General features: G+C 65.7%; 24 protein-coding genes. 18 read left to right on the plus strand and 6 right to left on the minus strand.

Going from position 1 to position 23,366, the window contains the following annotated elements; all coding sequences use genetic code 11:
* Positions 1-5 precede the first annotated feature (5 nt).
* The 12 genes from radA to Sj15T_RS01165 all read left to right on the plus strand — a co-directional run bounded on the left by radA (position 6) and on the right by Sj15T_RS01165 (position 11,402).
* Entirely contained in the window at positions 6-1,373 is a 1,368-nt protein-coding gene (gene radA, locus Sj15T_RS01110) for a DNA repair protein RadA (RefSeq protein ID WP_013039514.1), read from the plus strand.
* A gap of 11 nt (positions 1,374-1,384) precedes the next feature.
* Positions 1,385-1,900, plus strand: a complete 516-nt coding sequence (locus Sj15T_RS01115) for a CvpA family protein (protein ID WP_013039515.1) — start codon at positions 1,385-1,387, stop codon at positions 1,898-1,900.
* A gap of 91 nt (positions 1,901-1,991) precedes the next feature.
* Positions 1,992-2,174 (plus strand): general stress protein CsbD, encoded by a 183-nt coding sequence (locus Sj15T_RS01120; protein ID WP_007687130.1) that lies wholly within the window; start codon positions 1,992-1,994, stop codon positions 2,172-2,174.
* Positions 2,175-2,293: 119 nt separating this feature from the next.
* Positions 2,294-3,616, plus strand: coding sequence for an aminopeptidase P family protein (locus Sj15T_RS01125; RefSeq protein ID WP_013039516.1), 1,323 nt, complete (start codon positions 2,294-2,296; stop codon positions 3,614-3,616).
* A 289-nt stretch (positions 3,617-3,905) separates the two neighbouring features.
* Complete coding sequence (ffh, locus tag Sj15T_RS01130) at positions 3,906-5,357, plus strand: signal recognition particle protein (protein ID WP_013039518.1); 1,452 nt, start codon at positions 3,906-3,908, stop codon at positions 5,355-5,357.
* Positions 5,358-5,402: 45 nt separating this feature from the next.
* Positions 5,403-5,867 carry a 30S ribosomal protein S16 gene (rpsP, locus tag Sj15T_RS01135; protein ID WP_013039519.1) on the plus strand — a complete coding sequence of 155 codons (465 nt, stop codon included), beginning with the start codon at positions 5,403-5,405 and terminating at the stop codon, positions 5,865-5,867.
* Between the two features lie 5 nt (positions 5,868-5,872).
* Positions 5,873-6,352, plus strand: coding sequence for a ribosome maturation factor RimM (gene rimM, locus Sj15T_RS01140; RefSeq protein WP_007687140.1), 480 nt, complete (start codon positions 5,873-5,875; stop codon positions 6,350-6,352).
* A gap of 73 nt (positions 6,353-6,425) precedes the next feature.
* Entirely contained in the window at positions 6,426-6,698 is a 273-nt protein-coding gene (locus Sj15T_RS01145) for a hypothetical protein (RefSeq protein ID WP_013039520.1), read from the plus strand.
* A complete protein-coding gene (trmD, locus tag Sj15T_RS01150) occupies positions 6,695-7,426 on the plus strand; it encodes a tRNA (guanosine(37)-N1)-methyltransferase TrmD (RefSeq protein ID WP_013039521.1) in 732 nt (243 codons plus the stop codon). The genes Sj15T_RS01145 and trmD overlap by 4 nt, the downstream gene beginning before the upstream one ends.
* 12 nt (positions 7,427-7,438) lie before the next feature.
* A complete protein-coding gene (gene rplS, locus Sj15T_RS01155) occupies positions 7,439-7,807 on the plus strand; it encodes a 50S ribosomal protein L19 (RefSeq protein ID WP_007687146.1) in 369 nt (122 codons plus the stop codon).
* Between the two features lie 347 nt (positions 7,808-8,154).
* On the plus strand, positions 8,155-10,806 hold the full coding sequence (locus Sj15T_RS01160) for a TonB-dependent receptor (RefSeq protein ID WP_013039522.1): 2,652 nt from the start codon (positions 8,155-8,157) through the stop codon (positions 10,804-10,806).
* A gap of 71 nt (positions 10,807-10,877) precedes the next feature.
* Complete coding sequence (locus Sj15T_RS01165) at positions 10,878-11,402, plus strand: GNAT family N-acetyltransferase (RefSeq protein WP_013039523.1); 525 nt, start codon at positions 10,878-10,880, stop codon at positions 11,400-11,402.
* Here Sj15T_RS01165 and Sj15T_RS01170 read toward each other — a convergent pair.
* The 4 genes from Sj15T_RS01170 to rph form a co-directional block, all read right to left on the minus strand.
* Positions 11,386-12,693, minus strand: coding sequence for an MFS transporter (locus Sj15T_RS01170; protein WP_041386289.1), 1,308 nt, complete (start codon positions 12,691-12,693; stop codon positions 11,386-11,388). The genes Sj15T_RS01165 and Sj15T_RS01170 overlap by 17 nt on opposite strands.
* Positions 12,693-13,490 carry an RNA methyltransferase gene (locus Sj15T_RS01175; protein ID WP_013039525.1) on the minus strand — a complete coding sequence of 266 codons (798 nt, stop codon included), beginning with the start codon at positions 13,488-13,490 and terminating at the stop codon, positions 12,693-12,695. The genes Sj15T_RS01170 and Sj15T_RS01175 overlap by 1 nt, the downstream gene beginning before the upstream one ends.
* An 85-nt stretch (positions 13,491-13,575) precedes the next feature.
* The gene (gene rdgB, locus Sj15T_RS01180; protein ID WP_007687157.1) at positions 13,576-14,205 is read right to left on the minus strand and encodes an RdgB/HAM1 family non-canonical purine NTP pyrophosphatase; all 630 of its coding nucleotides are present in this window, start codon (positions 14,203-14,205) and stop codon (positions 13,576-13,578) included.
* A 48-nt stretch (positions 14,206-14,253) separates the two neighbouring features.
* Positions 14,254-14,970 carry a ribonuclease PH gene (rph, locus tag Sj15T_RS01185; protein WP_007687158.1) on the minus strand — a complete coding sequence of 239 codons (717 nt, stop codon included), beginning with the start codon at positions 14,968-14,970 and terminating at the stop codon, positions 14,254-14,256.
* A 96-nt stretch (positions 14,971-15,066) separates the two neighbouring features.
* Here rph and Sj15T_RS01190 point away from each other — a divergent pair, with 96 nt between their 5' ends.
* The 3 genes from Sj15T_RS01190 to grpE are packed head-to-tail and all read left to right on the plus strand — an operon-like array spanning position 15,067 to position 17,221.
* Positions 15,067-15,582, plus strand: coding sequence for a DUF6438 domain-containing protein (locus Sj15T_RS01190; RefSeq protein ID WP_007687160.1), 516 nt, complete (start codon positions 15,067-15,069; stop codon positions 15,580-15,582).
* 44 nt (positions 15,583-15,626) lie between these two features.
* Complete coding sequence (gene hrcA, locus Sj15T_RS01195) at positions 15,627-16,670, plus strand: heat-inducible transcriptional repressor HrcA (protein WP_007687163.1); 1,044 nt, start codon at positions 15,627-15,629, stop codon at positions 16,668-16,670.
* Positions 16,667-17,221 carry a nucleotide exchange factor GrpE gene (gene grpE / locus Sj15T_RS01200; RefSeq protein WP_007687165.1) on the plus strand — a complete coding sequence of 185 codons (555 nt, stop codon included), beginning with the start codon at positions 16,667-16,669 and terminating at the stop codon, positions 17,219-17,221. Before hrcA ends, grpE begins: the two co-directional genes overlap by 4 nt.
* A 433-nt stretch (positions 17,222-17,654) precedes the next feature.
* Here grpE and Sj15T_RS01205 read toward each other — a convergent pair whose 3' ends face one another.
* A complete protein-coding gene (locus Sj15T_RS01205) occupies positions 17,655-18,986 on the minus strand; it encodes a methyl-accepting chemotaxis protein (RefSeq protein ID WP_013039527.1) in 1,332 nt (443 codons plus the stop codon).
* A gap of 274 nt (positions 18,987-19,260) precedes the next feature.
* Between Sj15T_RS01205 and sdhC the strand changes: the two genes are divergently transcribed.
* Genes sdhC through sdhA form a run of 3 tightly spaced genes read left to right on the plus strand, consistent with a single transcriptional unit; the run spans position 19,261 to position 21,859 of the window.
* Positions 19,261-19,656: a succinate dehydrogenase, cytochrome b556 subunit gene (gene sdhC, locus Sj15T_RS01210; RefSeq protein ID WP_041385759.1), complete on the plus strand. Its 396-nt coding sequence runs from the start codon at positions 19,261-19,263 to the stop codon at positions 19,654-19,656.
* The gene (gene sdhD, locus Sj15T_RS01215) at positions 19,656-20,045 is read left to right on the plus strand and encodes a succinate dehydrogenase, hydrophobic membrane anchor protein (protein WP_007687171.1); all 390 of its coding nucleotides are present in this window, start codon (positions 19,656-19,658) and stop codon (positions 20,043-20,045) included. Before sdhC ends, sdhD begins: the two co-directional genes overlap by 1 nt.
* Complete coding sequence (gene sdhA / locus Sj15T_RS01220; protein ID WP_013039529.1) at positions 20,045-21,859, plus strand: succinate dehydrogenase flavoprotein subunit; 1,815 nt, start codon at positions 20,045-20,047, stop codon at positions 21,857-21,859. The genes sdhD and sdhA overlap by 1 nt, the downstream gene beginning before the upstream one ends.
* Before the next feature lie 408 nt (positions 21,860-22,267).
* Here sdhA and Sj15T_RS01225 read toward each other — a convergent pair whose 3' ends face one another.
* Positions 22,268-23,263 carry a sensor domain-containing diguanylate cyclase gene (locus Sj15T_RS01225; RefSeq protein ID WP_013039530.1) on the minus strand — a complete coding sequence of 332 codons (996 nt, stop codon included), beginning with the start codon at positions 23,261-23,263 and terminating at the stop codon, positions 22,268-22,270.
* Between the last annotated feature and the right edge of the window lie 103 nt (positions 23,264-23,366).

A 23,366-nucleotide genomic window follows, 5' to 3' on the forward strand; every position in this document is an offset into this window, starting at 1 on the left:
GAGGCATGGCAAAAGCAAAGCGCAAATTCGTCTGTCAGCAATGCGGCACCGTTTCCGGCCGGTGGCAGGGGCAGTGCGACGATTGCGGCGAATGGAACAGCATCGTCGAGGAAACGGCGGAGACGGTCTTTTCCGCCCGCCATGACCTGCATAGCGGGGGCAGGGCGCTGATGCTGGTGGGGCTGGACGACAAGGTGGATCTGCCGCCGCGCACCACGACCGGGATCGCGGAGTTCGACCGGGCGCTGGGCGGCGGGATCGTTTCCGGTTCGGCCACGCTGATCGGCGGCGATCCGGGCATCGGCAAGTCGACGCTGCTGTTGCAGGCGGCCGCCCGCATCGCTTCGGCCGGGCACAGCGTCGCCTATATCAGCGGCGAGGAGGCGTCGGACCAGGTCCGGCTGCGCGCCCAGCGCCTGGGCCTGGGCAATGCGCCGGTGCAGCTTGCCAGCGCCACTTCGGTGCGGGACATATTGACGACTTTGGGGGAGGGGGCGCCGCCCGCGCTGCTGATCATCGATTCGATCCAGACGATGCACAGCGACCTGATCGAGGGCGCGCCGGGCACGGTCAGCCAGGTGCGCGCCTCCAGCCAGGAACTGATCCGCTTCGCCAAGCAGCGCGGCACCGCGCTGATCCTGGTCGGCCATGTGACCAAGGACGGCAGCATCGCCGGTCCCCGCGTGCTGGAGCATATGGTCGACACGGTGTTGAGCTTCGAGGGCGAGCGCAGCCATCAATATCGTATCCTGCGCGCCATCAAGAACCGCTTTGGCGGCACGGACGAGATCGGGGTGTTTGCCATGGTGGCGGAAGGGCTGGAGGAGGTCGCCAATCCTTCCGCGCTGTTCCTCACCCATCGCGACGAGAATGTGACCGGCGCGACCGTGTTTCCCGCGCTGGAGGGGACGCGACCGGTGCTGGTGGAGATTCAGGCGCTGGTGGTGAGGCTTTCCAGTGGCGCGACCCCCCGCCGCGCCGTGGTGGGGTGGGACAGCGGGCGGCTTGCCATGGTGCTGGCCGTGCTGGAGGCGCGCTGCGGCCTCAGCTTCTCGACCTGCGAAGTCTATCTGAACGTCGCGGGCGGCTATCGCCTGTCGGACCCGGCAGCCGACCTTGCCGTCGCCGCCGCGCTGATGTCCGCGCTTTCCGAACGCCCGGTGCCGGCCGATGTCGTCCTCTTCGGGGAAATCGCGCTGTCGGGGGAAATCCGCCCGGTGGCGCATGCCCCGCTGCGGCTGCGGGAAGCCGCCAAGCTGGGTTTCAACCGCGCCTTCGTCCCCGCCACCGTGGCGGACGGGGTCAAGGGCATTTCGGTCAGCGGCTATCGCGCCCTTGCGCAACTTGTTGACCAGATGCTTGGGCGCGGATAGCCAACAGCGCGATGAACGCGATCGATATTCTCGTCCTGCTGCTGATCGGCGGCTGCGCCATTTTCGGGCTGATGCGCGGTTTCGTGCAGGAAACCCTGTCGCTGATCGCATGGGTGCTGGCGATCTTCGCGATCCGGCTGTTCCATGCCTCGGTCACGGAACTGGCCACGTCCTTCGTCGGCAGCACCAGCGGCGCGGCGGTGCTTGCCTTCGCGCTGGTGTTCGGCATCACCTTCGGCTTGGGCAAGCTGCTCGCTCGCGCCATTGGCCGCCGTACGCGGCAGTCGGTGCTGGGGCCTGTCGACCGGGTGCTGGGCGCAGGGTTCGGGGCGGTGAAGGGGCTGATCGGCGCGACGCTGGTCTTTCTGGCGTTCAGCCTGGTTTACGACACCTTCTACGGCAGCGGCGCGCGGCGGCCGGACTGGCTCTCCGACGCGCGCACCTATCCGCTGCTGAACGCCAGCGGCCAGGCGATCAGCGAATTCGTCGCGGAACGGCGGGCGCGCAGGCCTTCGGAAACGGATTAGGGCAGCCCCGTCCGTTCCGCCTGCGTATTGGAGGCAACTTTCGGTTCTGCCCGCCCGTTTATGTGGCAACAGCAACCGAAGGAGACATCCGATGGGTGAGATGACCGACAAGGTGAAGGCGGCCGGCAACAAGGCTGCCGGAGCGATCAAGGAAGCAACCGGCCGCAACCAGCGCGATCCCGATCTGGTCGCGGAAGGCCGGGCGCAGAAGGCCAAGGGCACGGCGCAGGACATCAAGGGTTCGGTCAAGGGCGCGCTTGGCGACAAGATTTGAACGCAAGTTCAAGAGCGTTTCATAGAATGGCCTCGCCTTTTTGGCGGGGCCTTTTACTGTATTATTGACATCATACGCCTCTTGCTGTTCCAATCCGTTCGGCAAGGGAGTTCAGGAACATGTTGGATAGACGGTCGATCATCGCGGGCGGGACGGCTTCGTTCCTGTGCGCCGCCGGGTTGCGGGCGCAGGTTCTGCCGCCGCAGGGTTTTGCGACGCCTTCGGGCACCGTCCCCTTCGCGCCCGACGTGTTTCGCGAGCGCCGCCGCCGGGTGATGGAGGCGTTGAAGGACGGCGTCGCCGTCGTCCATGGCGCGGGGCCGGTGGAAAGCGGCGCGGCGGTGGCGCCGCCCTTCGTGCAGGATGGCGATTTCGCCTGGCTGACCGGCATTGTCGACGAGCCGGGCGCAGTCTTGGTCATGGCGCCCGCCGAGCGCACGGTCAGGGAATGGCTGCTGCTGCCGTCCCGCGACGTGGAGTCGGAGCGGTGGGAGGTAGAGCGCCTGCCGCTGGGCACCGAACTGGAGCGGCGCACGGGCTTTTCGCGGGTGGCGCGCACCGGCGGCCTGGGGAGCCTGGTCACCACCCTGGCCGAGCGGTCCAAGACGCTGCATTTCCTGGGGCCGATCGTCAGCGCGTCCGCGCCCGTGCCCAAGGCGCTGGAGCTTTACGGCAAGGTGATGCAGCGGGTGCCGGGCGTATCGTTGAAGGACGACAGCGGCCTTCTGCCCTCGCTGCGCATCGTCAAGGAGGCGCGCGAACTGGAGTTGATGCGCAAGGCGATGGCGGCGACGGCGCGGGGCCATCTTGCGGCGATGAAGCAGGTGCGCCCCGGCATGACCGAAAGGCAGCTGAAGGCGATATTGGAGGATGGCTTCCGCGCCGGGGGCGGCGAGGGGCTGGCCTATGACAGCATCGTCGCCACCGGGCGCAACGCGGCGTCGCTGCACTATACGGGCGGCGGCGGGGTGATCGGGGAGAAGGATCTGATCCTGATCGACGCGGCGGCCTCCGTCGGGGGCTATGCCTGCGACGTGACGCGCACCTTTCCGGCCAGCGGCAGGTTCACCGACGAGCAGCGCGCATCCTATGAACTGGTGTTGGCTGCCCAAGCGGCGGCTGTCGCGAAGCTCAAGGCCGGGGTCTATTATGAGGATCTGGTCGAAGCGGCGAAGGACGTGTTCCGCAAGGCGGGGCGAGTGGACGACTTCACCCATGGGTTGGGGCATCTGGTCGGGCTCGACGTCCATGATGCGGGCGACATGTCGAAGCCGCTGCCGGCGGGCGCGGTGATCACGGTGGAGCCGGGGCTTTACGTCCAGTCCGCCAATTACGGCATCCGGATCGAGGATCTGTACCTGATCACGCCGACAGGATCGCAGCGGTTGAGCGAGGGCGTGCCGCGAACGGTGGAGGAGGTCGAGGCAGCGATGGGGCGTTAGGCTTGCCTTTGGAAAGCGCCGGGCTCCTGCGAAGGCAGGAGCCTATGCCGCGTGGACAGATTCGGAATGTCGGGAAATGGCCATAACCCGACCTTGTTGCATCCTAATCCCCTTTCCGCTAAAGGCGCCGCAAGCAATCGGGCGGTTCGCCGCCTGATACCCTGACAGATCCATGGCGCCCAAACAGGGACACCGGATGGACGCTGGCCGGCGAGGTTTCGCCCGCCGGCGATTTTGTCGTTTGGCGGGGTAGCGCAGTTTTCCGGGCCTTTTCGGTCCAAATGAGGTGATGATGTTCGATTCGCTCAGCGATCGTCTTGGTGGGGTATTCGACAAGCTGCGTGGGCGCGGTGCGCTGACGGAGGACGATGTCCGCGCCGCGATGCGCGAGGTGCGAATCGCGCTGCTGGAGGCCGATGTCGCGCTTCCCGTCGTCCGCCAGTTCGTGGAGCAGGCGACCGAGCGGGCCGTCGGCAGCGACGTGCTGCGCTCGGTCACGCCGGGGCAGATGGTCGTCAAGATCGTCTCCGACACGCTGACCGAGACGCTGGGCGCGGAAACCAGCGACCTGCTGATCGACGTGACCCCGCCCGCCGTCATCATGATGGTCGGCCTGCAGGGGTCGGGCAAGACCACCTCCACCGCGAAGATCGCCAGGCGGTTGAAGGAAAAAGAGCGCAAGAAGGTGCTGATGGCGTCGCTCGACGTCCAGCGCCCCGCCGCGCAGGAGCAGTTGGCGGTGCTGGGCACCCAGACCGATGTGGCGACGCTGCCCATCGTGCCGGGGCAGCAGCCGGTCGACATCGCCAGGCGGGCGTTGCAGGCGGCGAAGCTGCAGGGCTTCGACGTGGTGATGCTGGACACCGCCGGTCGCCTGCATGTCGACCAGGCGCTGATGGACGAGATGAAGGCGGTCGCCGAAGTCTCCAACCCGGCGGAAATCCTGCTGGTGGTCGACTCGCTGACCGGCCAGGACGCGGTGAATGTCGCGACCAGCTTTACGGCGCAGGTGCCGCTGACCGGCGTGGTGCTGACCCGCATGGACGGCGATGCCCGTGGCGGCGCGGCGCTGTCGATGCGGGCCGTCACCGGGCGTCCGATCAAGTTCGCGGGCACCGGCGAGAAGCTGGACGCCATCGAGCCTTTCCATCCGGCGCGGGTGGCGCAGCGCATATTGGGCATGGGCGATGTCGTCTCGCTGGTCGAGAAAGCGGCCGAGACCATCGACGCCGAGGAAGCGGACAAGCTGGCCAAGAAGATGGCCAAGGGTCAGTTCGACATGAACGACCTGCGCGCCCAGTTGAACCAGATGCGCCGCATGGGCGGGCTTGGCGCGCTGGCGGGCATGCTGCCGGGCCTCAAGAAGGCGCAGGCGGCGATGGCCAACAGCGGCGCCAACGACAAGACGCTGATCCATCTGGACGCGATGATCGGCTCCATGACCCCCAAGGAGCGGGAGAAGCCCGCCCTGATCAACGCCAAGCGCAAGATCCGCATCGCCAAGGGCAGCGGCACCACGGTGCAGGAAGTCAATCGCCTCCTGAAAATGCATCAGGAAATGGAAACGGCGATGAAGAAGATCCGCAAGATGGGCGGCCTCAAAGGGCTGGCCAAGATGTTCACCGGCGGCGGGCTGGACGGGATGCTCGGCGGGGGCGGCGCGCCGCCGCAGGGCCTGCCGGGGCTGGGGGGCAATATGCCGAACCTGCCGCCGGGCTTTCAGAATTTCCTCAAGAAATAAGCATTTTCAACAGATCAGAAGTACAGAAAGGTAAGGTCTTTATCCATGGCAACGTCCATTCGTCTTTCGCGCGGCGGTTCCAAGAAGCGTCCCTATTATCGCATCGTCGTGGCCGACAGCCGCGCCCCGCGTGACGGCAAGTTCATCGAGCGCATCGGCAGCTACAACCCTGTCCTGCCCAAGGGCGACGAGAAGCGCGTCGTTCTGGACGTCGAGCGGGCGAAGCACTGGGTCGCCGCGGGCGCGCAGCCGACCGACCGCGTGGCCCGCTTCCTGGACGCGGCGGGCGTGAAGGAGCGCGCCGCCCGCAACAACCCGAAGAAGGCAGAGCCGGGCCAGAAGGCCAAGGAACGCGCCGAAGACCGCGCCGCCAAGGCCGCGGAAGCCGCTGAGGCCGCCGAAGCCGCGAAGGCCGCCGCCGCCGAGGCCGCTGCCGCTCCGGCCGAAGAGCCGGCTGCTGAAGAAGCCGCTCCGGCCGAGGAAGCCGCCGCCGAGCAGGCCGAAGGCTGAACCCTTTGACCGACAAGCCCGTCACTCTCGCCGTCATCATCGGCGCGCATGGGGTGACGGGCGAGGTCCGCCTGAAGCTGTTTGGGGAGGGGGCGGAAACGCTCAAATCCTATGGCGGCTTCGATGCGGCGGGGCGCACATTGACGTTGAAGTCGGTGCGCCCCGGCCCCAATGGCGCGGTCGCGCGCTTTGCCGAGGTCGGCGATCGTTCCGCTGCGGAGGCGCTGCGGGGGACCGAGCTGACGGTGCCCCGGTCCGCCTTGCCTCCCCTGGGGGAGGGCGAATATTATCATGCCGACCTGATCGACCTGCCCTGCTTCTCCAGCGAGGGAGAGGGGCTGGGCCATGTCGTGGCGGTCGAGAATTTCGGCGCGGGCGACATCATCGAGGTGGAGCGGCCCAACGGCAAGCGCTTCATGGCGCCGATGCATGCGGTGACCATCGCGGATGGGCGGGCGGTCGTCGAGGCGGCCTTCGCCGTTTGATTTTTCGGTTGGCCTGCTCCTGCCTTCGCAGGAGCATGTTGCGTGTAGATGAGAGACCGTTGGAGGGCGAACCATGCCGAAAATCCTTGCCGCCCTCTACCTGCTCCTGATGGTCGCCGCTGGCTGGCGGCTGTTCGCCATGTCCTGGTCGCGCGCGCTCAAGATCGCGGCGGCCGCGGCGCTGGTCATTCCCATTCCCATGCTGTTCCTGCTGCCCGCGCTGATGCAGCCGGACCGCCCCTTCGCCGGCCTGCTGCGCGGCATCGGCATCGCGTTGATGCTGGGCGGCGCGGCGTCGATGCTGGGCGGCGTGGCGGGGGCGTGGCTCAAGGCGCGCAGGGCGTGAGCTTCCAGGCCCAGCTATTGACCCTCTATCCGGAGATGTTTCCGGGGCCTTTGGGCGTGTCGCTGGCCGGGCGGGCGCTGGCGGAGGGGAAATGGGCCTGCGATCCGATCCACATCCGCGACTTCGCCACGGACAGGCATCGCACGGTGGACGATACGCCTGCGGGCGGCGGCGCGGGCATGGTGCTGCGCGCCGACATATTGGCGCTTGCCATCGACCATGCGCTGGCAAAGCGCCCGGACCTGCCCGTCATCGCCATGACGCCGCGGGGCGCGCCGGTCACGCAGGGGCGGATTCGCGAACTCGCCGCCGGTCCGGGAGCGACCATCCTCTGCGGCCGGTTCGAGGGGTTCGACGAGCGGATTTTCGAGGCGCGGCCCGTCGAGCAGGTCAGCATGGGGGACATCATCCTTTCCGGCGGGGAAATGGGCGCGCTGATGCTGCTGGATGCTTGCATCCGCCTGCTTCCTGGGGTAATGGGCGCCGCTTCCAGTGGGGATGAGGAGAGCTTCGAAAGCGGCCTGCTCGAATATCCGCACTATACCCGGCCCGTTATATGGGAAGGGCGGATGATCCCTGAAGTGTTGCGATCGGGGGATCATGCGAAGATCGCCGCCTGGCGGAAACAAAGGGCGGAAGAGGACACACGGCTAAGGCGGCCGGACCTTTGGGAACGCCATATCGGCGTTCGGGACCAGTCGCCCTCTGGTGCGCAACGCGAGAAGTAGGACTTAGAAGTCATGAACCTGATCCAGCAGATCGAGGCCGAGAATATCGCGGCCCTGGCCAAGGACATCCCGGAATTCCGCCCCGGCGACACGCTGCGCGTCGGCGTGAAGGTCATCGAAGGCGACCGCAGCCGCGTCCAGAATTACGAAGGCGTCTGCATCGCCCGCTCGAACAAGGGCATGGGCAGCAACTTCACCGTGCGCAAGATCAGCTTCGGCGAGGGCGTGGAGCGCGTCTTCCCGCTTTATTCGCCGAACATCGATTCGATCACCGTCGTCCGCAAGGGCGTGGTGCGTCGCGCCAAGCTCTATTATCTGCGCGGCCGCACCGGCAAGCGCGCTCGCATCGCCGAGCGCCGCGACGTGCGCAGCGAGGATTGATCCTCCCGATAAGCTGTCCTTGACAGTTGTAAAAAAGAGACAGGCGGCGTCCGTGAGGGCGTCGCCTTTTTCTTTGTGTTTCAATGGTTTGAGCAAATTTTTTTGCTTTTTCCGGGCTACGGAAGCGTGCCTTTTCATATCGCTGCGGAAATTAAATTTCCGCCATGGCGGCTTTGCGTGACCGCTCCGTTTCAAAAGATTGCCCGTCATTCCGGATTTCGATCCAGTGGGGTTCGATAAGGATTGATTGCGCAACAGAGTCTTTGAAAAATATATGCAAAATAAAGATAAAGAAAAATAATCATGAATGGAGAGGCCTCTTCATAATAGAATTAAGGGGCTGTCATATGAAGAATTTTGGATTTTCTTCCTGCGCCGCGATTTCCGTGGCTTTGTTATATTCTTCACCTTCCTATGCACAGAATAGCGACCCGCAAGGAGCATCGGCTGCCGACGGCGCGGCGATCATCGTTACCGGCACCCGCCGGACCGACCGCACCGTGGCGGAATCCAGTACCCCCATCGACGTCTATTCCGGCCAGGAACTGCAGAAGCAGGGCACGGCCGACATGAACCAGGTGATCCAGAATCTGGTGCCCTCCTTCTCCGTCGCGCGCTATGCCATCGGCGACGGTTCGTCCTTCGTTCGCCCGCCCAATCTTCGCGGCCTTGCGCCCGACCAGACGCTGGTGCTGGTGAACGGCAAGCGCATGCACCGTTCCGCCCTGGTCCAGATCGGCGCCAACGCCCAGTCGGCGGGCGCGCATTCCGCCGACCTCGCGCAGGTGCCGGCGATTGCCGTGCGGGCGGTGGAAGTGCTGCGTGACGGCGCGTCGGCCCAATATGGTTCCGATGCGATCGCGGGCGTCATCAACATGACCCTGCGCGACGATGTGGGCCTGTCGGGCTATGCGCGCTACGGCCAATATTATCGCGGCGACGGCGAGGATTATCAGGTGGCGCTGAACGCCGGGCTGAAGCTGGGCGACAGCGGGGTCATCAATATCAGCGGCGAATATGTGAACGCCGGAAAGACCAGCCGCGGCGTGACCCGGCCGGGCGCGCTGGAGCTTTCGCAGGAGCAGCCCGGCCTGCCGGTGCCGGAACTGGCGCAGCGCTACGGCAATCCGGCCATGGAATCCTACCGCTTCTTCGTCAACGGCCATATCGACACGGGCACGGACAGCGAAATCTACTTCTTCGGCAATTATGGCCACAGCTTCCAGGAGGAAAGCTTCAACTACCGCCAGTCGGTCAATTCGACCAATTTCGGCAAGAACGGCATATTCAACGATTATTTCACCGATTTCGACAATACGCGGCCGGGCATCCAGACCGGAGCGGCGGGCGGCAATGTCTATGCGCCGAACGGTTACCAGGTCACGACGCGCGACTACACGCAGGTATCCACCTGCTCCGATCCGCTGGTGCAGAATTGGAGCTGCATCTATCCGGGCGGTTTCACCCCGATCTTCTTCGGCAAGATCGACGACATCTCCGGCGCGGTCGGTTACAAGGGCACGCTGGGCTTCGGGCTGAACTACGACCTGTCGGGCAGCTATGGCCAGTCCACGCTGAAATATACGATGAACGGGACGATGAACCCGTCGCTGGGCATCACGTCGCCGACGGAATTCTATCTGGGCAAGTTGCAGCAGCGCGAGACGCTGTTCAACGCGGACTTCAGCTATCCGTGGGAAGTCGGCTTCGCCAGCCCGATCACCATCGCGTTCGGCGCGCAATATTTCCGCGAATCCTATGAGCTGGGCCTGGGCGACCCGGCTTCCTACGCCATCGGGCCTTATACCGGCAATCTGGTGTTCCATCAGGACGGGACGCCGGTGCTGAACGCGGACGGCAGCCAGCTTTCGGTGGCACTGCCGGTGGGCGCGAATGGCTTTCCCGGCTATGGTCCCGCCATCGCCGGAGAAAGCAGCCGCAATTCCAAGGGCATCTATATCGATATCGAAGGCGACGTGACCGACCAATTGTCGTTCGGCATTGCCGGCCGTTACGAGCATCTGTCCGATTTCGGCAACTCGACCACGGGCAAATTCTCCGCCCGCTATGCGATCGTGCCGGACATCGTCGCGCTGCGCGGCACTGTGGCGACGGGGTTCCGCGCACCGACGCCGGGTCAGGTCAATACCAGCAGCATCGCCACCGGCTTCAACCCCGGCAATCCCAATGCGATCGAATCGATGACGCTGCCGGTCACCAGCCCGGTCGCGGCCTTCCTGGGCGCGAAGGAACTGAAGCCTGAGGAATCGGTCAGCTTCTCGGGCGGCGCGGTGTTCACGCCGGCGCCGGGCTTCACCCTGTCGGTCGACTATTACAACATCAAGGTGAAGGACCGTATCGGCACGTCGGGCACTTTCGAGATTTCCGACGCGCAGCGGCCCACATTGCGGGATCTGGGGCTGGCCAACTATGCCACGGTCAACGAGGTGCAGTTCCTGACCAACGCCTTCGACACCCGCACCCAGGGCATCGATGTCGTCGGCAGCTACCGCATGCCCATCGGCGGCATCGGGATATTGAATTCGACCCTGGCCTTCAACTGGAACAAGACGAAGGTCATCGACCGCGATCCGACCATCGTTTCGGACGTCCGCGTCGCCCAGTTGGAAAAGACGCTGCCCAAGACGCGTCTGATCCTGACCGAAAACTGGACCGCGGGGCCGCTGTCGATCCTGGGTCGCATGAACTGGTACGGCAAATATACGCAGACCGATGACGGCCCCGTGTCGCAGACCTTCGGCAGCGAGTTCGTTTTCGACGTGGAGGTCAGCTATGAAATCAACAAGAATGTCACGCTGACCGCGGGCGCGCAAAATATCTTCAGCAACTATCCCGACAAATTCTCCAACACCAAGGGCACTTTGGGCCCCGTCTATGCGTCGACCGGCGGTCGTTTCACCGGCGACATCTATCCTGACGTTTCGCCCTTCGGTTTCAACGGGGGCTTCTGGTATGGCAAGGTCGGCTTCAAATTCTGAAGCCGCTCGTCGCTGAACAAATGGCGGCCGGTCCCTCGCGGGATCGGCCGCAATCTTTGCAGGACCAACCCATGTCCCTGACATGCCGCATCGCCACCCCGGCCGACGAACCGGCCCTGCTGGAACTGATGACCCTGGCCATCGACCGCCTGCAATCCGGCTTCCTGACGCCGGAGCAGGTGAAGGCCAGTCATGGCTTCATGGGGCTGGACAGCCGGTTGATCGCGGACGGCACTTATTTCGTGATCGAGGATCGGGGGGAGATTGCCGGTTGCGGCGGGTGGAGCCGGCGCGCCACGGCCTATGGCGGCGACCATAGCGCGGGGCGGGACGACCGGCTGCTCGATCCGGCGACGGAGGCCGCCAGGGTGCGGGCCATGTACACCCATCCCGATCATGTGCGGAAGGGCGTGGGCATGATGATCCTCTCGCTCTGCGAAGCGGCGGCGCGGGCGGAGGGCTTTGCGGCGCTGGAGCTTTCCGCCACCATGGCGGGGGTGCCGCTCTATCGCAGCTTCGGTTTTTCGGATGTGCGGGCGTTTGAGGACAGCGGCGTGCCGCTGATCCTGATGCGCAAGCCTATTTCCGACTCGTGAACCACAAGCCGATCAGGCTGAGCGCCGCCGCCGCCGACATGTAGAGGCCGACCAGTTCCACGCCCTGCACCTGGATCAGCCAGGTCGCGACGATGGGCGCCATCGCGCCGCCGATGATCCCGCCCAGGTTGAAGGCGAAGGATGCGCCGGTATAGCGCAACTGCACCGGGAAGAGATGCGGCAGATAGGCGCCCAGCGGGCCGTAGACGAAGCCCATCAGGAGCAGGGCGAGGCTGAGGATCAGGAAGATCGGCAGCAACTGCCCGGTGCCCATGGCGGGGCCGAAGATGACGCCCATCGCCACCGTGCCGATGCAGCCCGCGACCAGCACGCGGGTGGGGCTGCTCCTGTCCGCCCACCAGCCGGCGATGACGATGCTGAGCGCCATGAACAGGATCGCGCCCAACTGGATGGCGAGGAAGGTCTCGCGGTCGATCTTGAGCGTCGTGGTGCCGTAGCCGAGCGCGAAGGCGGTCGCGATATAATAGACGGCGAAGCAGGCGGCGCAGGCGAAGGTGCCCGCGACCGCCGCGCCCAGATGGCTCTGCAGCAGCGTGGCGAGCGGCACGGCGGGCGGCGGCGCTTCGGCGCGGGCGGCGGCGAATTCCGGCGTTTCGGTGAGCTTCAGGCGAATCCACAGGCCCAGCAGCACCAGCACCGCGCTGCCCAGGAAGGGCAGGCGCCAGCCCCAGCCGAAGAAATCATCGTCGGTGAGGAAGGTGCCCAGGATCAGGAACAGCCCGTTGGCGGCGAGGAAGCCGACCGGGGCGCCCAGTTGCGGGAACATGCCGAAACGGGCGCGCCAACCCGGCGGGGCGTTCTCCACCGCCAGCAGCGCCGCGCCGCCCCATTCGCCGCCCAGCCCAAGGCCCTGGCCGAAGCGCAGCAGGCAGAGGATCAGCGGCGCCCACCAGCCGATGCTTTGATAGGTGGGCAGGAAGCCGATGGCGAGCGTCGACCCGCCCATCAGCATCAGCGACGTCACCAGCGTCGCCTTCCGCCCGATGCGGTCGCCATAATGGCCGAACACCGCCGCGCCGAGCGGCCGGGCGAAGAAGGCGAGGGCCAGGCTGCCATAGGCCGCCAGCAACTGCGCGGAGGGGGAGGAGGCGGGGAAGAAGAGCGGGCCGAAGACCAGGCTGGCGGCGGTGGCGTAGATATAGAAGTCGTAGAATTCGACCGCCGTGCCGATCAGGCTGGCCGCCAGCACCCGCTTGTGCCGCAGCATAGCGCCGATCCCGCCAATCTCCTCCGAAGTCGCTTCCGCCACCCGCACCGCCCCCGTCGCCATCATTTCGCTCTTTTCTGGTTCAGCAATTCATAGGCCATGACCGCGCAGGCCACCGCCGCGTTCAGGCTGTCCGCCTTGCCCAGCATCGGCATCTTCACCAGCAGGTCGCATTCCGCCTCATAGCTTTCGGGCAGGCCCTGCGCCTCATTGCCGACGAGCAGGAAGCTGGGGCTTTGGTAGCGCGGTTCCTGATAGTCGTGCGTGGCCTTCAGGCTGGTGCCGATCAGTTCGCCCGGTCCTTCGCGCAGCCAGTGCATGAATTCGCCCCAGCGCGCCTGGGTGATGGACTGGGTGAAAAGGGCGCCCATGCTGGCCCGCACGGATTCGACGGAGAAAGGGTCGACGCAATCGTCGATCAGGATCAGCCCGCCCGCGCCCACGGCGTCGCCAGTGCGCAATATGGTGCCCAGATTGCCGGGATCGCGCAGCGACTGGGCGACGATCCAGATGTCGGACTTGCCGCGGTCGAGCTTCGCCAGCGGGGTCAGCCGGTCGCGATAGACGCCGACCACGGCCTGCGGATTGTCCTTGCCGCTGATCTTCGCGAGGATGTCGGGCGTGGTTTCGATGACGTCGCCGCCCGCCGCCTCCATCGCCGCGATCAGCTCGGCGGCCAGGGGATGGGTGGAGCCGGCGTGGAACAGCATTTCCGGCAGCACGCCTTCCTCCCGCGCTTCGGTCAGGATGCGCAGCCCTTCGGCCAGGAAGAGGCCCTCCGCCTTGCGGAATTTCTTTTCGCGCAGGGAGCGGACGCGCTTCACCAGCGGGTTGGAAAATCCGGTGATCTCTCGCGCCACGATCCTGTCTCTAGCCCTTTTCGAAGGTTCGCCGAAACGGCCTCTCTATAGGGGGAGCGCGGAAAAGGGTAGGGGGCTTGGCCGTTCAGAAAACCGCCGCCACCAACTGCGCGAACGCGTCGGCGCGGTGGCTCATGCCATGTTTTTTTTCCGGGTCCATCTCGCCGAAGCTGATGTCGTGGCCATGCGGCTGGAAGATCGGATCATAGCCGAAACCCCGGTCCCCGCGCGGCGGCCAGATGATGGTGCCGTCGACGCGGCCCTCGAACGCCTCCACATGGCCGTCGGGCCAGGCGAGGGCAAGCGCGCAGATGAAATGCGCGCCGTGGCCCGCTTCCGGCCCCTTTGCCTGGATATTGTCCCAGACCAGCCGCATGGCGATGCCGAAATCCTTGGTCGGGCCGGCCCAGCGGGCGGAGAAGATGCCCGGATCGCCGTTCAGCGCCTCCACGCACAGGCCGCTGTCGTCGGCCAGCGCGGGAAGGCCGGAAAGGTCGGCCGCTTGCATCGCCTTCAACTCCGCATTGGCGATGAAGGTCGTGCCGGTCTCCTCCGGCTCGGGCAGGTCCAGCGCGGCTGCGGACACCGTCTCTATGCCATAGGGCGCCAGCAATTCGCCGATTTCCCGCACCTTGCCGGGATTGTGGCTGGCGATCACCAGTCGTCCCGGACCCAGCTTGCGGATCGCCTGTTCCTGCCCGAAATCGTCACTCATCCTGTCGTCCCATATCGTCGCCCGCGCTGAAACGAGCGGAAGGAAGGATTATCTCCCGGTCGCCTTGTCCTGCGCCGCGAAAATCTGCGCGCAGCCGATGCGGGCGAGGCGCAGCAGGCGCAGCAGTTCCTCCTCGTCATAGGTCGCGCCCTCGGCGGTCGCCTGCACCTCCGCGAACTTGCCGTCGCCCGTCAGGATCAGATTGGCGTCCGCCTCGGCATTGCTGTCCTCGGCATAGTCGAGGTCCAGCACCGGCGTGCCGTTATAGATGCCGCAGCTTATCGCCGCGACCTTCTGCACGATGGGGTCTTCGGCCAACGCGCCAGACGCCAGCAGCCCGTCGATGGCGATGCGCAGCGCCACCCAGCTTCCCGAAATGGCGGCCGTGCGGGTGCCGCCATCGGCCTGGATCACGTCGCAGTCGACGACGATCTGCCGCTCGCCCAGTTTCTGGAGGTCGACCACGGCGCGCAGCGAGCGGCCGATCAGGCGCTGGATTTCCTGGGTGCGGCCCGACTGCTTGCCCTTCGCGGCCTCCCGGCTGCCGCGGGTGTGGGTGGCGCGGGGCAGCATGCCATATTCCGCCGTGACCCAGCCCGATCCCTTGCCGCGCAGGAAGGGCGGCACCTTTTCCTCGATGGAGGCGGTGCACAGCACGCGCGTGTCGCCGAAGCTGACCAGGCAACTGCCCTCGGCATGGATGGTGAAGCCGGGTTCCATGGTGATGTCGCGCATCTGGTCGGGCGCGCGGCCGGAAGGACGCATAAATATTCTACTCCGAAGCGTTGTGTCGAGCGGGCTTAGCGTCGGGCGGCCCATCATGCCAGTGGCGATGCAGCCGAAAGATGCTAGAGAGCGGCTATGCGGACGAAAGCATTATCGATCTTGGCGGCCCTCGCCCTGTTGGGCGGCTGCGCCATGGAACAGGCGGAGCTGGAAAAGCCGACCCTGGCCGGCGACACGATCAGGTTTTCCGCCGGTCCCTGCTTCGGCGCGTGCCCCAGCTACAGCCTGCGCGTGACGCCGGACGGGTCCGGCCTGATCGAGCCGCAGCGCTTCACCGCCATTCCCGGCCCGACCCGCTTCACCGTGACGCCGGCGCAATATCGCCGCTTCCGCGCCGCGCTGGCGCAGTTCCGGCCCGCGCAGGGGACGGTCCGGCGAATCGGCCAGGGGGAAAATTGCGTCCGCTTCGCCACCGACATGCCCGGCTATGTGATCGAATGGACCCGCGGAGAGGCGCCGCCCACCCGGCTGGAGTTCCAGTCGGGCTGCATGGATGCGGGCTATGGCAAGCTGCGCGCCGCCATAGCGTCGATCCCCAGGATGCTCGATGTTGCCGCCATGGTGAAGCCGACGGCGGCGAAGGGCCGGTGACGGACGGGCTTGAGCCGCAACCGATGCTTGCCTAGATAAAGGCCATGGCGGTCACCCCGATCACCGAACTGAACGAACGCGCGCGTGACGTTTTCCGTCTGGTGGTCGAGAGCTATCTCGGCACCGGGCTGCCCGTGGGTTCGCGCACGATCAGCAAGATGGCGTCGCTCAGCCTGTCGCCCGCCTCCATCCGCAATGTGATGCAGGATCTGGAGGAACTGGGCCTGCTCGCCGCGCCGCATACCTCCGCCGGCCGGATGCCGACCGAAACGGGCCTGCGGCTGTTCGTCGACGGCATGATGCAGGCGGCGGAACCATCGGTCGAGGAACGGCGCGCGATCGAGGCCGGGATCAGCGAAGGCGGTCCGATCGAGGAGGCGCTGTCGGCCGCGACCGCCGCCCTGTCCGGGCTTTCGGCCTGCGCCGGGATCGTGATGGTGCCCAAGCGGGAGCCGGTGCTGCGGCAGTTCGGCTTCGTGCCGCTGAACGAGCGGCAGGCGCTGGCGGTGCTGGTGGGGCAGGACGGTTCCATCGAAAATCGCGTCGTCGACCTTCCCGTCGGCGTCACGCCGATGATGCTGAACGAGGCCGCCAACTTCATGTCGGCGCGCTTCGGCGGCATGACGCTGGCGCAGGCGGGCGACGCCCTGCGGCGCGAGGTGGAGGGAGACCGCAGCGCGCTTCAGGGCGCGGCGCGGGAATTGGTGGCGCGGGGCATCGCCCTCTGGTCGCAGGATGCCGACGACCGCCCGGTGTTGATCGTGCGCGGCCAGGCGCACCTGCTGGACGACGGCACCGCCGCCGACCTGGAGCGGGTGCGGCAATTGCTGGAACAGCTTGAAGGCAAGCAGGAGATTTCCCGGCTGCTGGAAAGCGCGCTGGCGGGCAGCGCGACCAAAATCTTCATCGGTTCGGAAAACAAGCTCTTTTCCCTGTCCGGTTCTTCGGTCATAGCCGCGCCTTACCGGAGCGGTGACGGCCGGGTGGTGGGCGTGGTCGGAGTAATCGGCCCGACGCGCTTGAACTATGCGCGGGTGATCCCCATGGTGGACTTCACCGCACAGACGCTGTCGAGATTGATGAGATGAGCGAAGACAAGCAGAATATCGAGAATACCGAGGTCGTGGACGAACTGCCCGAGGATACCGCGCCGGCAGGCGACGCGGCGGCGGAGCGGATCGCGAGCCTTGAAAACGAACTGGCCACCGCCAGGCAGGACGTGCTCTACGCCCATGCCGAAACGCAGAATGTGCGGCGGCGGCTGGAAAAGGAACTGGCCGACGCGCGCGCCTATGCCGCGACGGCCTTTGCCCGCGACATGCTGTCGGTGGCGGACAATCTGGGCCGCGCGCTCCAGGCGATCCCCGCCGACCTGCGCGAGGACGAGAAGTTCAAGGGCCTGGTCGCCGGGCTGGAAGCCACCGGGCGGGAACTGGAGGCTGTGTTCGGCCGCAACGGCATCGAGAAGCTGGTGTCGGTCGGCCAGCCGCTCGATCCCAACAAGCATCAGGCGATGATGGAAGTGCCCTCCGCCGATGCCGAGCCGGGGACGGTGCTGGTGGAGATGCAGGCGGGCTATACGATCAAGGATCGGTTGCTGCGTCCCGCGCTGGTGAGCGTGGCGAAGAAGCCCGACTGATCGGTCGCGCCTGGGGGTGGCCCGATGGTCGTCCTGAGTGGCGTGGACAATTCGGAACGTCGGGAAATTGGCTAATCCAGGACATTCCCCCTCCCGCAAGCGGGAGGGGTTAGGGGTGGGCGCGAGCGGAGCGAGCTTCCGGGTTAGCCGTTGAAAGCCGCCGCTGATGTCGCGCCAGCCCACCCCCTGGCCCCCTCCCGCCTGCGGGAGGGGGAATAACGGCTCCCCGCCCCAAAACAATCAGTTCGGCGAGTCTTGAATTTCTCCGCGCTGCCTGGACGCTCACGAGCCACTCGTTTCGCTTGAGCGCCAGCGCATCGAGCGGCAGGAGGACGCCGATGGCGAGCGCTTAAGGCAGGCGGCGGCGGATCATCCGGACCGCTTCGCCTTCGGGAGAGCGGCGGGCGGTTCCGTCCCGTCGGCCGCCCGCCTTTCAGGCCACTTGCCGTCCGAAGTCGGAGGATGCGGCGCGCAGGCTGGACAGCTTGCCCTCCACGCTCATGAAGCCGCGTTCCAACTGGTCGATTTCAGAAGCCACCACTTCGGTATCCTGGCGGATCGCGCTGATGGTCGAGGACATGGAGTCGGCGGCAAGGGCGGTTTCGTCGACCGCCGCGGTGATCATCGTCACCGTCTGCGCCTGCGCGTCCATGGCGTGGCGGATGCGTTCGGCGCTGGCCTGAACCTCTCCCACCGTGTCGCGGATGCGCTCGTTGGTCTCCACCGACTGGCGGGTCGAGGCCTGGATGTCGGCGATCTTGCCCGCGATTTCGTCCGTGGCGCGGGCGGTCTGGTTGGCCAGGCTCTTGACCTCCTGCGCCACCACCGCGAAGCCGCGCCCGGCATCGCCGGCGCGGGCAGCCTCGATCGTGGCGTTGAGCGCGAGCAGGTTGGTCTGCCCGGCAATGTCGCGGATCAGGCCCAGGATCGATTCGATCGATTTCGCATGGTCCGACAAGGTAGTGGACATGGCGACGGCATCGCCCGACTGGCGGGCGGCGCGCTGGGCGACGCCGGCGGCGCTCTCCACCTCCGTCCGGGCATCCTCTATGGCGCGGATCAGCCCGGCGGAGGTGCGGGCGGCTTCGCGCATGGCAAGGGCGGATTGTTCGGCGGCTGCGGCGACTTCCGACGCCTTGCCCAGCATGCCGCGGGTCGCGGCCGACGCGTCCTTCGCCTGCTCGCGCAGCGATTCGCCCAGTTGCGACGCGCCGTCAATCTCTCCCATGATCCGCTGTTCGAACATGGTGCCGAAGCGCTGGCGTTCGTTGCGCTGCGCCTCCGCCTCGTCGCCGGCGACGACATTGGCTATCAGCCCGGCATCGACCATGCTGACCTGCATCATGACATGCACCAGTTGACGGCGGCTCGCGTCATCCTCCGCGCGTTGCCAGATAAGGTCGACCAGCTTTTCATTGGCGATGGCGACCGGCATCAGCACCGCGCGCAGCGGAGAGCCGTGCTTGCGCGCATGGCGCACGCAGGAAATAGAGGAGAAAGCCCATTCCCCCGATTCGTAATAGCCCAGTTTCTGGCGCACATATTCATGCGCCTCCGTCTCGATCTTGGCGAGCGTGGCGGGGCTGAGCTTCTGCCGCAGCCCGGTCTGTTCGAGATAGGCGTCGAAGAAGGTGCGCGCCGCCATGCCGGCCTGATCGCCCAGCAGATCGCGAATCTGGCGCAGGCCGCGCGCCAACTCGCCATGAGGATCGACCTCGCTTATCATGGCGAGCAGGGCGTTCTTGGGCGTGGCGGCGGAATTCATGTGCGGCAAAACCCCCGAATTGGTCTGATTGTCCCGACGGGCTATAGGGCCATTTGGTTAATCACTTCTTAGGGCTGACCCATATTCCGCGCTGGAGGAACGGCCATGTCCCGCATGAAGCGGCGCAAGGCCGGCATTCACGTCCCTGAACGATGAAATTCATTATCGCTTGTGGAACGATCCGCGATCACGCGGTCAGGGCGGCTTGCCCTATCGACATATCGCTCCTAAGGGGACGGGACTCGAGGGACAACATCAGGGATGTAGGGAAGATATGGCGCGAACCACGAGCCGGCCGCTCTCGCCGCATTTGACGATCTGGAAATGGGGGCCAGCCATGGCCGTCTCCATCATGCACCGCGTGACCGGCAACGGTCTGGCGACGGCAGGGGCCTTGGGCCTGGTCTGGTGGCTGATGGCCGCCGCCATGGGGCCGGAGGCCTATGCGACCTTCGTCGCATGCGCGACATCGCCCATCGGCTATCTGGTGATGGCGGGGCTTAGCTGGTTCTTCTTCCAGCATCTCTGCTCCGGATTGCGCCATTTCGTGCTCGACATGGGCGCGGGCTATGAACTGAAGAGCAACAAGAGCTGGTCGCTGCTGACCTTCGCCCTGTCGACGCTCCTCACCATCGGCTTCTGGGCCGCCATCTGCACGGGGAAATTCTGATGGGAACCGGAACTGGAATCGGCCGCGTCCGCGGTCTTGGATCGGCCAGGCACGGCGCGCATCACTGGCTGGCGCAGCGCTATACCGCCATCGGCAACCTGCTGCTGGTGCTGTGGCTGCTGTTCAGCCTGATTGCCCTGCCGGGCCTCGATTATCAGAGCGTCGTGGGCTGGATCGCCAATCCGCTGGTGGCGGTGCCGCTGATGCTGATGATCGTCAGCATCTTCTGGCACCTGCGCCTGGGGATGCAGGTGATGCTGGAGGATTATGTCCATGACAAGGGGCTGGCCTTCCTCTCCATGCTGTTGCTGAACTTCTATGCCTTTGGCGGCGCGGCCGCGGGCGTCTTCGCGATCGCCAAGATCGCCTTCACGGGGATCGTCAAATAATGAGCGAAGCCTACAAGATCATCGACCACACCTATGACACGGTCGTCGTGGGCGCCGGCGGCTCCGGCCTGCGCGCCACCATGGGCAGCGCGGAGGCGGGCCTGAAGACCGCCTGCATCACCAAGCTGTTCCCGACCCGCAGCCACACCGTGGCGGCGCAGGGCGGCATCGCGGCTTCGCTGGGCAACAATTCGCCCGACCACTGGACCTGGCACATGTACGACACCGTCAAGGGGTCGGACTGGCTGGGCGACCAGGACGCGATCGAATATATGGTGCGCGAGGCGCCGGCCGCCGTGATCGAGCTGGAACATGCGGGCGTGCCGTTCAGCCGCAACGACAACGGCACCATCTACCAGCGTCCGTTCGGCGGCCACATGCAGAATATGGGCGCCGGCCCGCCGGTGCAGCGCACCTGCGCCGCCGCCGACCGCACCGGCCACGCCATGCTGCATGCCCTGTACCAGCAGAGCCTGAAATATGATGCGGACTTCTACATCGAATATTTCGCCATCGACCTCATCATGGAAGACGGCCCGAACGGCAAGGAATGCCGCGGCGTCATCGCCATCTGCATGGAGGATGGCTCGATCCACCGCTTCCGCAGCCATGCCGTGGTGCTGGCGACGGGCGGCTATGGCCGCGCCTATTTCTCCGCCACCTCGGCACATAGCTGCACCGGCGACGGCGGCGGCATGGTGCTGCGCGCCGGGCTGCCGCTCCAGGACCTGGAGTTCGTGCAGTTCCACCCGACCGGCATCTACGGCGCGGGCGTGCTCATCACCGAGGGCGCGCGCGGCGAGGGCGGTTATCTGACCAATTCCGAGGGCGAGCGCTTCATGGAGCGTTATGCCCCCTCGGCCAAGGACCTGGCGTCGCGCGACGTCGTGTCCCGCTCCATGGCGATGGAAATGCGCGAAGGGCGCGGCGTGGGTCCGAACAAGGACCATATCTACCTGCACCTCGACCATATCGATCCCAAGGTGCTGGCGGAGCGCCTGCCGGGCATCACCGAGAGCGGCAAGATCTTCGCGGGCGTCGACCTGACCCGCCAGCCGCTGCCGGTGACGCCGACCGTCCACTATAATATGGGCGGCATCCCCTGCAATTATCATGGGCAGGTGGTGACCAAGGTCGGCGACGATCCGGAAGTGGTGGTGCCGGGCCTCTATGCGGTCGGCGAAGCGGCCTGCGTGTCGGTCCATGGCGCGAACCGCCTGGGTTCCAACTCGCTGATCGACCTTGTCGTGTTCGGCCGCGCCACCGGCCTGCACCTTAAGGAAACGCTGAAGCCGAACGCCAGCCATCGTCCGCTGCCCAAGGATGCGGCCGACCTGGCGCTGGGTCGCCTGGATCACTATCGCAACGCCAAGGGCGGATCGCCGACGGCGAAGATCCGGCTGGAAATGCAGCACACCATGCAGAAGCATGCCGCCGTGTTCCGCGACAGCGCGTTGCTGGCCGAGGGCGTCACCAAGATGGCGCAGGTCAACCAGAGCCTGGCCGATGTCGGCGTGTCGGATCGCTCGCTGATCTGGAACACCGACCTCATCGAGACGCTGGAACTGGACAATCTGATGTCCCAGGCGGTCTGCACCATGGTCAGCGCGGAAAACCGCAAGGAAAGCCGCGGCGCCCACGCGCATGAGGACTTCCCGAACCGCGACGACAATGAGTGGATGAAGCACACCGTAAGCTGGTTCGACGGCTGGGGCGGAAAGGGCGGCAAGGTGACGCTCGATTACCGTCCGGTGCACGACTATACGCTCACGGACGAGGCGGAATATATCAAGCCCAAGGCGCGCGTTTACTAAGGCCGCTTGGACAATTCGGGATGGCGGGGAATGGCCAGTGGCGGTCATTACCCCACCGTCACCCCGGACTTGATCCGGGGTCCCGCTTTTCTTGTAAAGCAGCGCCTCGACCAAGGCAGCGGGACCCCGGGTCAAGCCCGGGGTGACGAATAGGGGAATGACGGCTCCCCCCCCACTCAGTCTGGCGAGGCTTGAATTTGTCCACGCTGTTTAAGGGCAGGTTTCGATCGCTTCGAAATCGCTCCGCGAAGCGCGGTCTGGCCGAAACGGGAGAGGGCGGGCTGCGAGGCTCGCCTTTTTTCTTGAGGGCGGTATCGCGTCAGGCGATTGGCCGCTCGCGGCGGGCATCTTCTACTGGGGACGGGCGCATCGCCGCCCATGCTTATCCCGTCGCATTCGGTTTGCGCCTCATGCCGCGTGGAATGCGCCGTGCCGCGCGACCGCGACGCGGTTGCGGCCGGAGCGTTTGGCTTCGTAGAGCGCCATGTCCGCCACCGCCAGCCAGCTTTCGCCGGTCGGCCAGTCGCCGCGCAGTTCCGCCACGCCGAAGCTGACCGTCACGCACAGCGGCGGCGGGCCGGGGATTTCGGCCGCGGCAATCGCCTCGCAGAAACGTTGCGCCGCGCTGGCGGCGTCTTCCTCGGCGGTTTCGGGCAGCAATATGCCGAATTCCTCGCCGCCCAGCCGCCCCAGCGAATCGCTGGGCCGTTGCAGGCTGGTGCAGAGCCGGGCGATGCCCCGGATCACCTGGTCGCCCGCCGGATGGCCATGGGTGTCGTTGATCCGCTTGAAATGATCGATGTCGAACAGCAGCAGGCTGACGGGCCGCTGATGCCGTTCGAACAGGGCGATGGCGCGGTTCATTTCGATGAGGAAGGCGCGGCGGGTCAGCGCGCCGGTCAGATGATCGCGTTCGGCGATGCGGCGCAGTTCCAACTGTTCGACCACCAGAGCGGCCAGATTCTTGAGGATGGCGATCTGGCCGGGGTCGAATTCCCGCGGTACGGTGTCGATGGCGCAGAGCGAGCCGATATTATAGCCGTCCGGCGTTTCCAGCGGGATGCCCGCATAGCTGCGGATATTGGGATCGCCCATGACGAGCGGATTGTCGCGGAAGCGGGCATCCTCCTGCGCGTCGGTGACGACCATCGGCGCCCGCTGGCGGATGGTGTGGTCGCAAAAGGCGATGTCGCGGGAGGTTTCGCCGGCATCCAGACCGGCCCGCGACTTGAACCATTGCCGTCCGGTGTCGACCAGCGAGATGGCGGAAATCGGCACGCCCAAAATGCTGCGGACCAGATCGGTGATGCGGTCGAAGGAGGGTTCCCTTGGCGTGTCCAGAACGTCGTAGCGTTCCAGCGCGGCCATGCGCGCCGGTTCGTCGGTCAGCTTGGGATCGAGCATTGCCAATGCACCTCAATGGCCGGCGCAGCCGATCCTGCGGCCCGCGACTCTCGTTGAACCTTTATCTCACGATAATGGCTTGGCGATGTTTAACAAAGACTTG

Origin of the sequence: Sphingobium sp. TA15, from assembly GCF_037101235.1 — a bacterium.
Lineage (GTDB): Bacteria > Pseudomonadota > Alphaproteobacteria > Sphingomonadales > Sphingomonadaceae > Sphingobium > Sphingobium indicum.

Coding starts and splice junctions, on each gene's coding strand:
- rdgB (WP_007687157.1), bottom strand. CDS start 14,205: ATGAGTGACGATTTCGGGCAGGAACAGGCGATCCGCAAGCTGGGTCCG.
- hrcA (WP_007687163.1), top strand. CDS start 15,627: ATGGCGGTCACCCCGATCACCGAACTGAACGAACGCGCGCGTGACGTT.
- Sj15T_RS01115 (WP_013039515.1), top strand. CDS start 1,385: ATGAACGCGATCGATATTCTCGTCCTGCTGCTGATCGGCGGCTGCGCC.
- Sj15T_RS01205 (WP_013039527.1), bottom strand. CDS start 18,986: ATGAATTCCGCCGCCACGCCCAAGAACGCCCTGCTCGCCATGATAAGC.
- rph (WP_007687158.1), bottom strand. CDS start 14,970: ATGCGTCCTTCCGGCCGCGCGCCCGACCAGATGCGCGACATCACCATG.
- rpsP (WP_013039519.1), top strand. CDS start 5,403: ATGGCAACGTCCATTCGTCTTTCGCGCGGCGGTTCCAAGAAGCGTCCC.
- sdhC (WP_041385759.1), top strand. CDS start 19,261: ATGGCGCGAACCACGAGCCGGCCGCTCTCGCCGCATTTGACGATCTGG.
- sdhA (WP_013039529.1), top strand. CDS start 20,045: ATGAGCGAAGCCTACAAGATCATCGACCACACCTATGACACGGTCGTC.
- ffh (WP_013039518.1), top strand. CDS start 3,906: ATGATGTTCGATTCGCTCAGCGATCGTCTTGGTGGGGTATTCGACAAG.
- sdhD (WP_007687171.1), top strand. CDS start 19,656: ATGGGAACCGGAACTGGAATCGGCCGCGTCCGCGGTCTTGGATCGGCC.
- Sj15T_RS01125 (WP_013039516.1), top strand. CDS start 2,294: ATGTTGGATAGACGGTCGATCATCGCGGGCGGGACGGCTTCGTTCCTG.
- rplS (WP_007687146.1), top strand. CDS start 7,439: ATGAACCTGATCCAGCAGATCGAGGCCGAGAATATCGCGGCCCTGGCC.
- Sj15T_RS01120 (WP_007687130.1), top strand. CDS start 1,992: ATGGGTGAGATGACCGACAAGGTGAAGGCGGCCGGCAACAAGGCTGCC.
- radA (WP_013039514.1), top strand. CDS start 6: ATGGCAAAAGCAAAGCGCAAATTCGTCTGTCAGCAATGCGGCACCGTT.
- Sj15T_RS01165 (WP_013039523.1), top strand. CDS start 10,878: ATGTCCCTGACATGCCGCATCGCCACCCCGGCCGACGAACCGGCCCTG.
- Sj15T_RS01145 (WP_013039520.1), top strand. CDS start 6,426: ATGCCGAAAATCCTTGCCGCCCTCTACCTGCTCCTGATGGTCGCCGCT.
- Sj15T_RS01225 (WP_013039530.1), bottom strand. CDS start 23,263: ATGCTCGATCCCAAGCTGACCGACGAACCGGCGCGCATGGCCGCGCTG.
- grpE (WP_007687165.1), top strand. CDS start 16,667: ATGAGCGAAGACAAGCAGAATATCGAGAATACCGAGGTCGTGGACGAA.
- Sj15T_RS01190 (WP_007687160.1), top strand. CDS start 15,067: ATGCGGACGAAAGCATTATCGATCTTGGCGGCCCTCGCCCTGTTGGGC.
- Sj15T_RS01160 (WP_013039522.1), top strand. CDS start 8,155: ATGAAGAATTTTGGATTTTCTTCCTGCGCCGCGATTTCCGTGGCTTTG.
- Sj15T_RS01170 (WP_041386289.1), bottom strand. CDS start 12,693: ATGGCGACGGGGGCGGTGCGGGTGGCGGAAGCGACTTCGGAGGAGATT.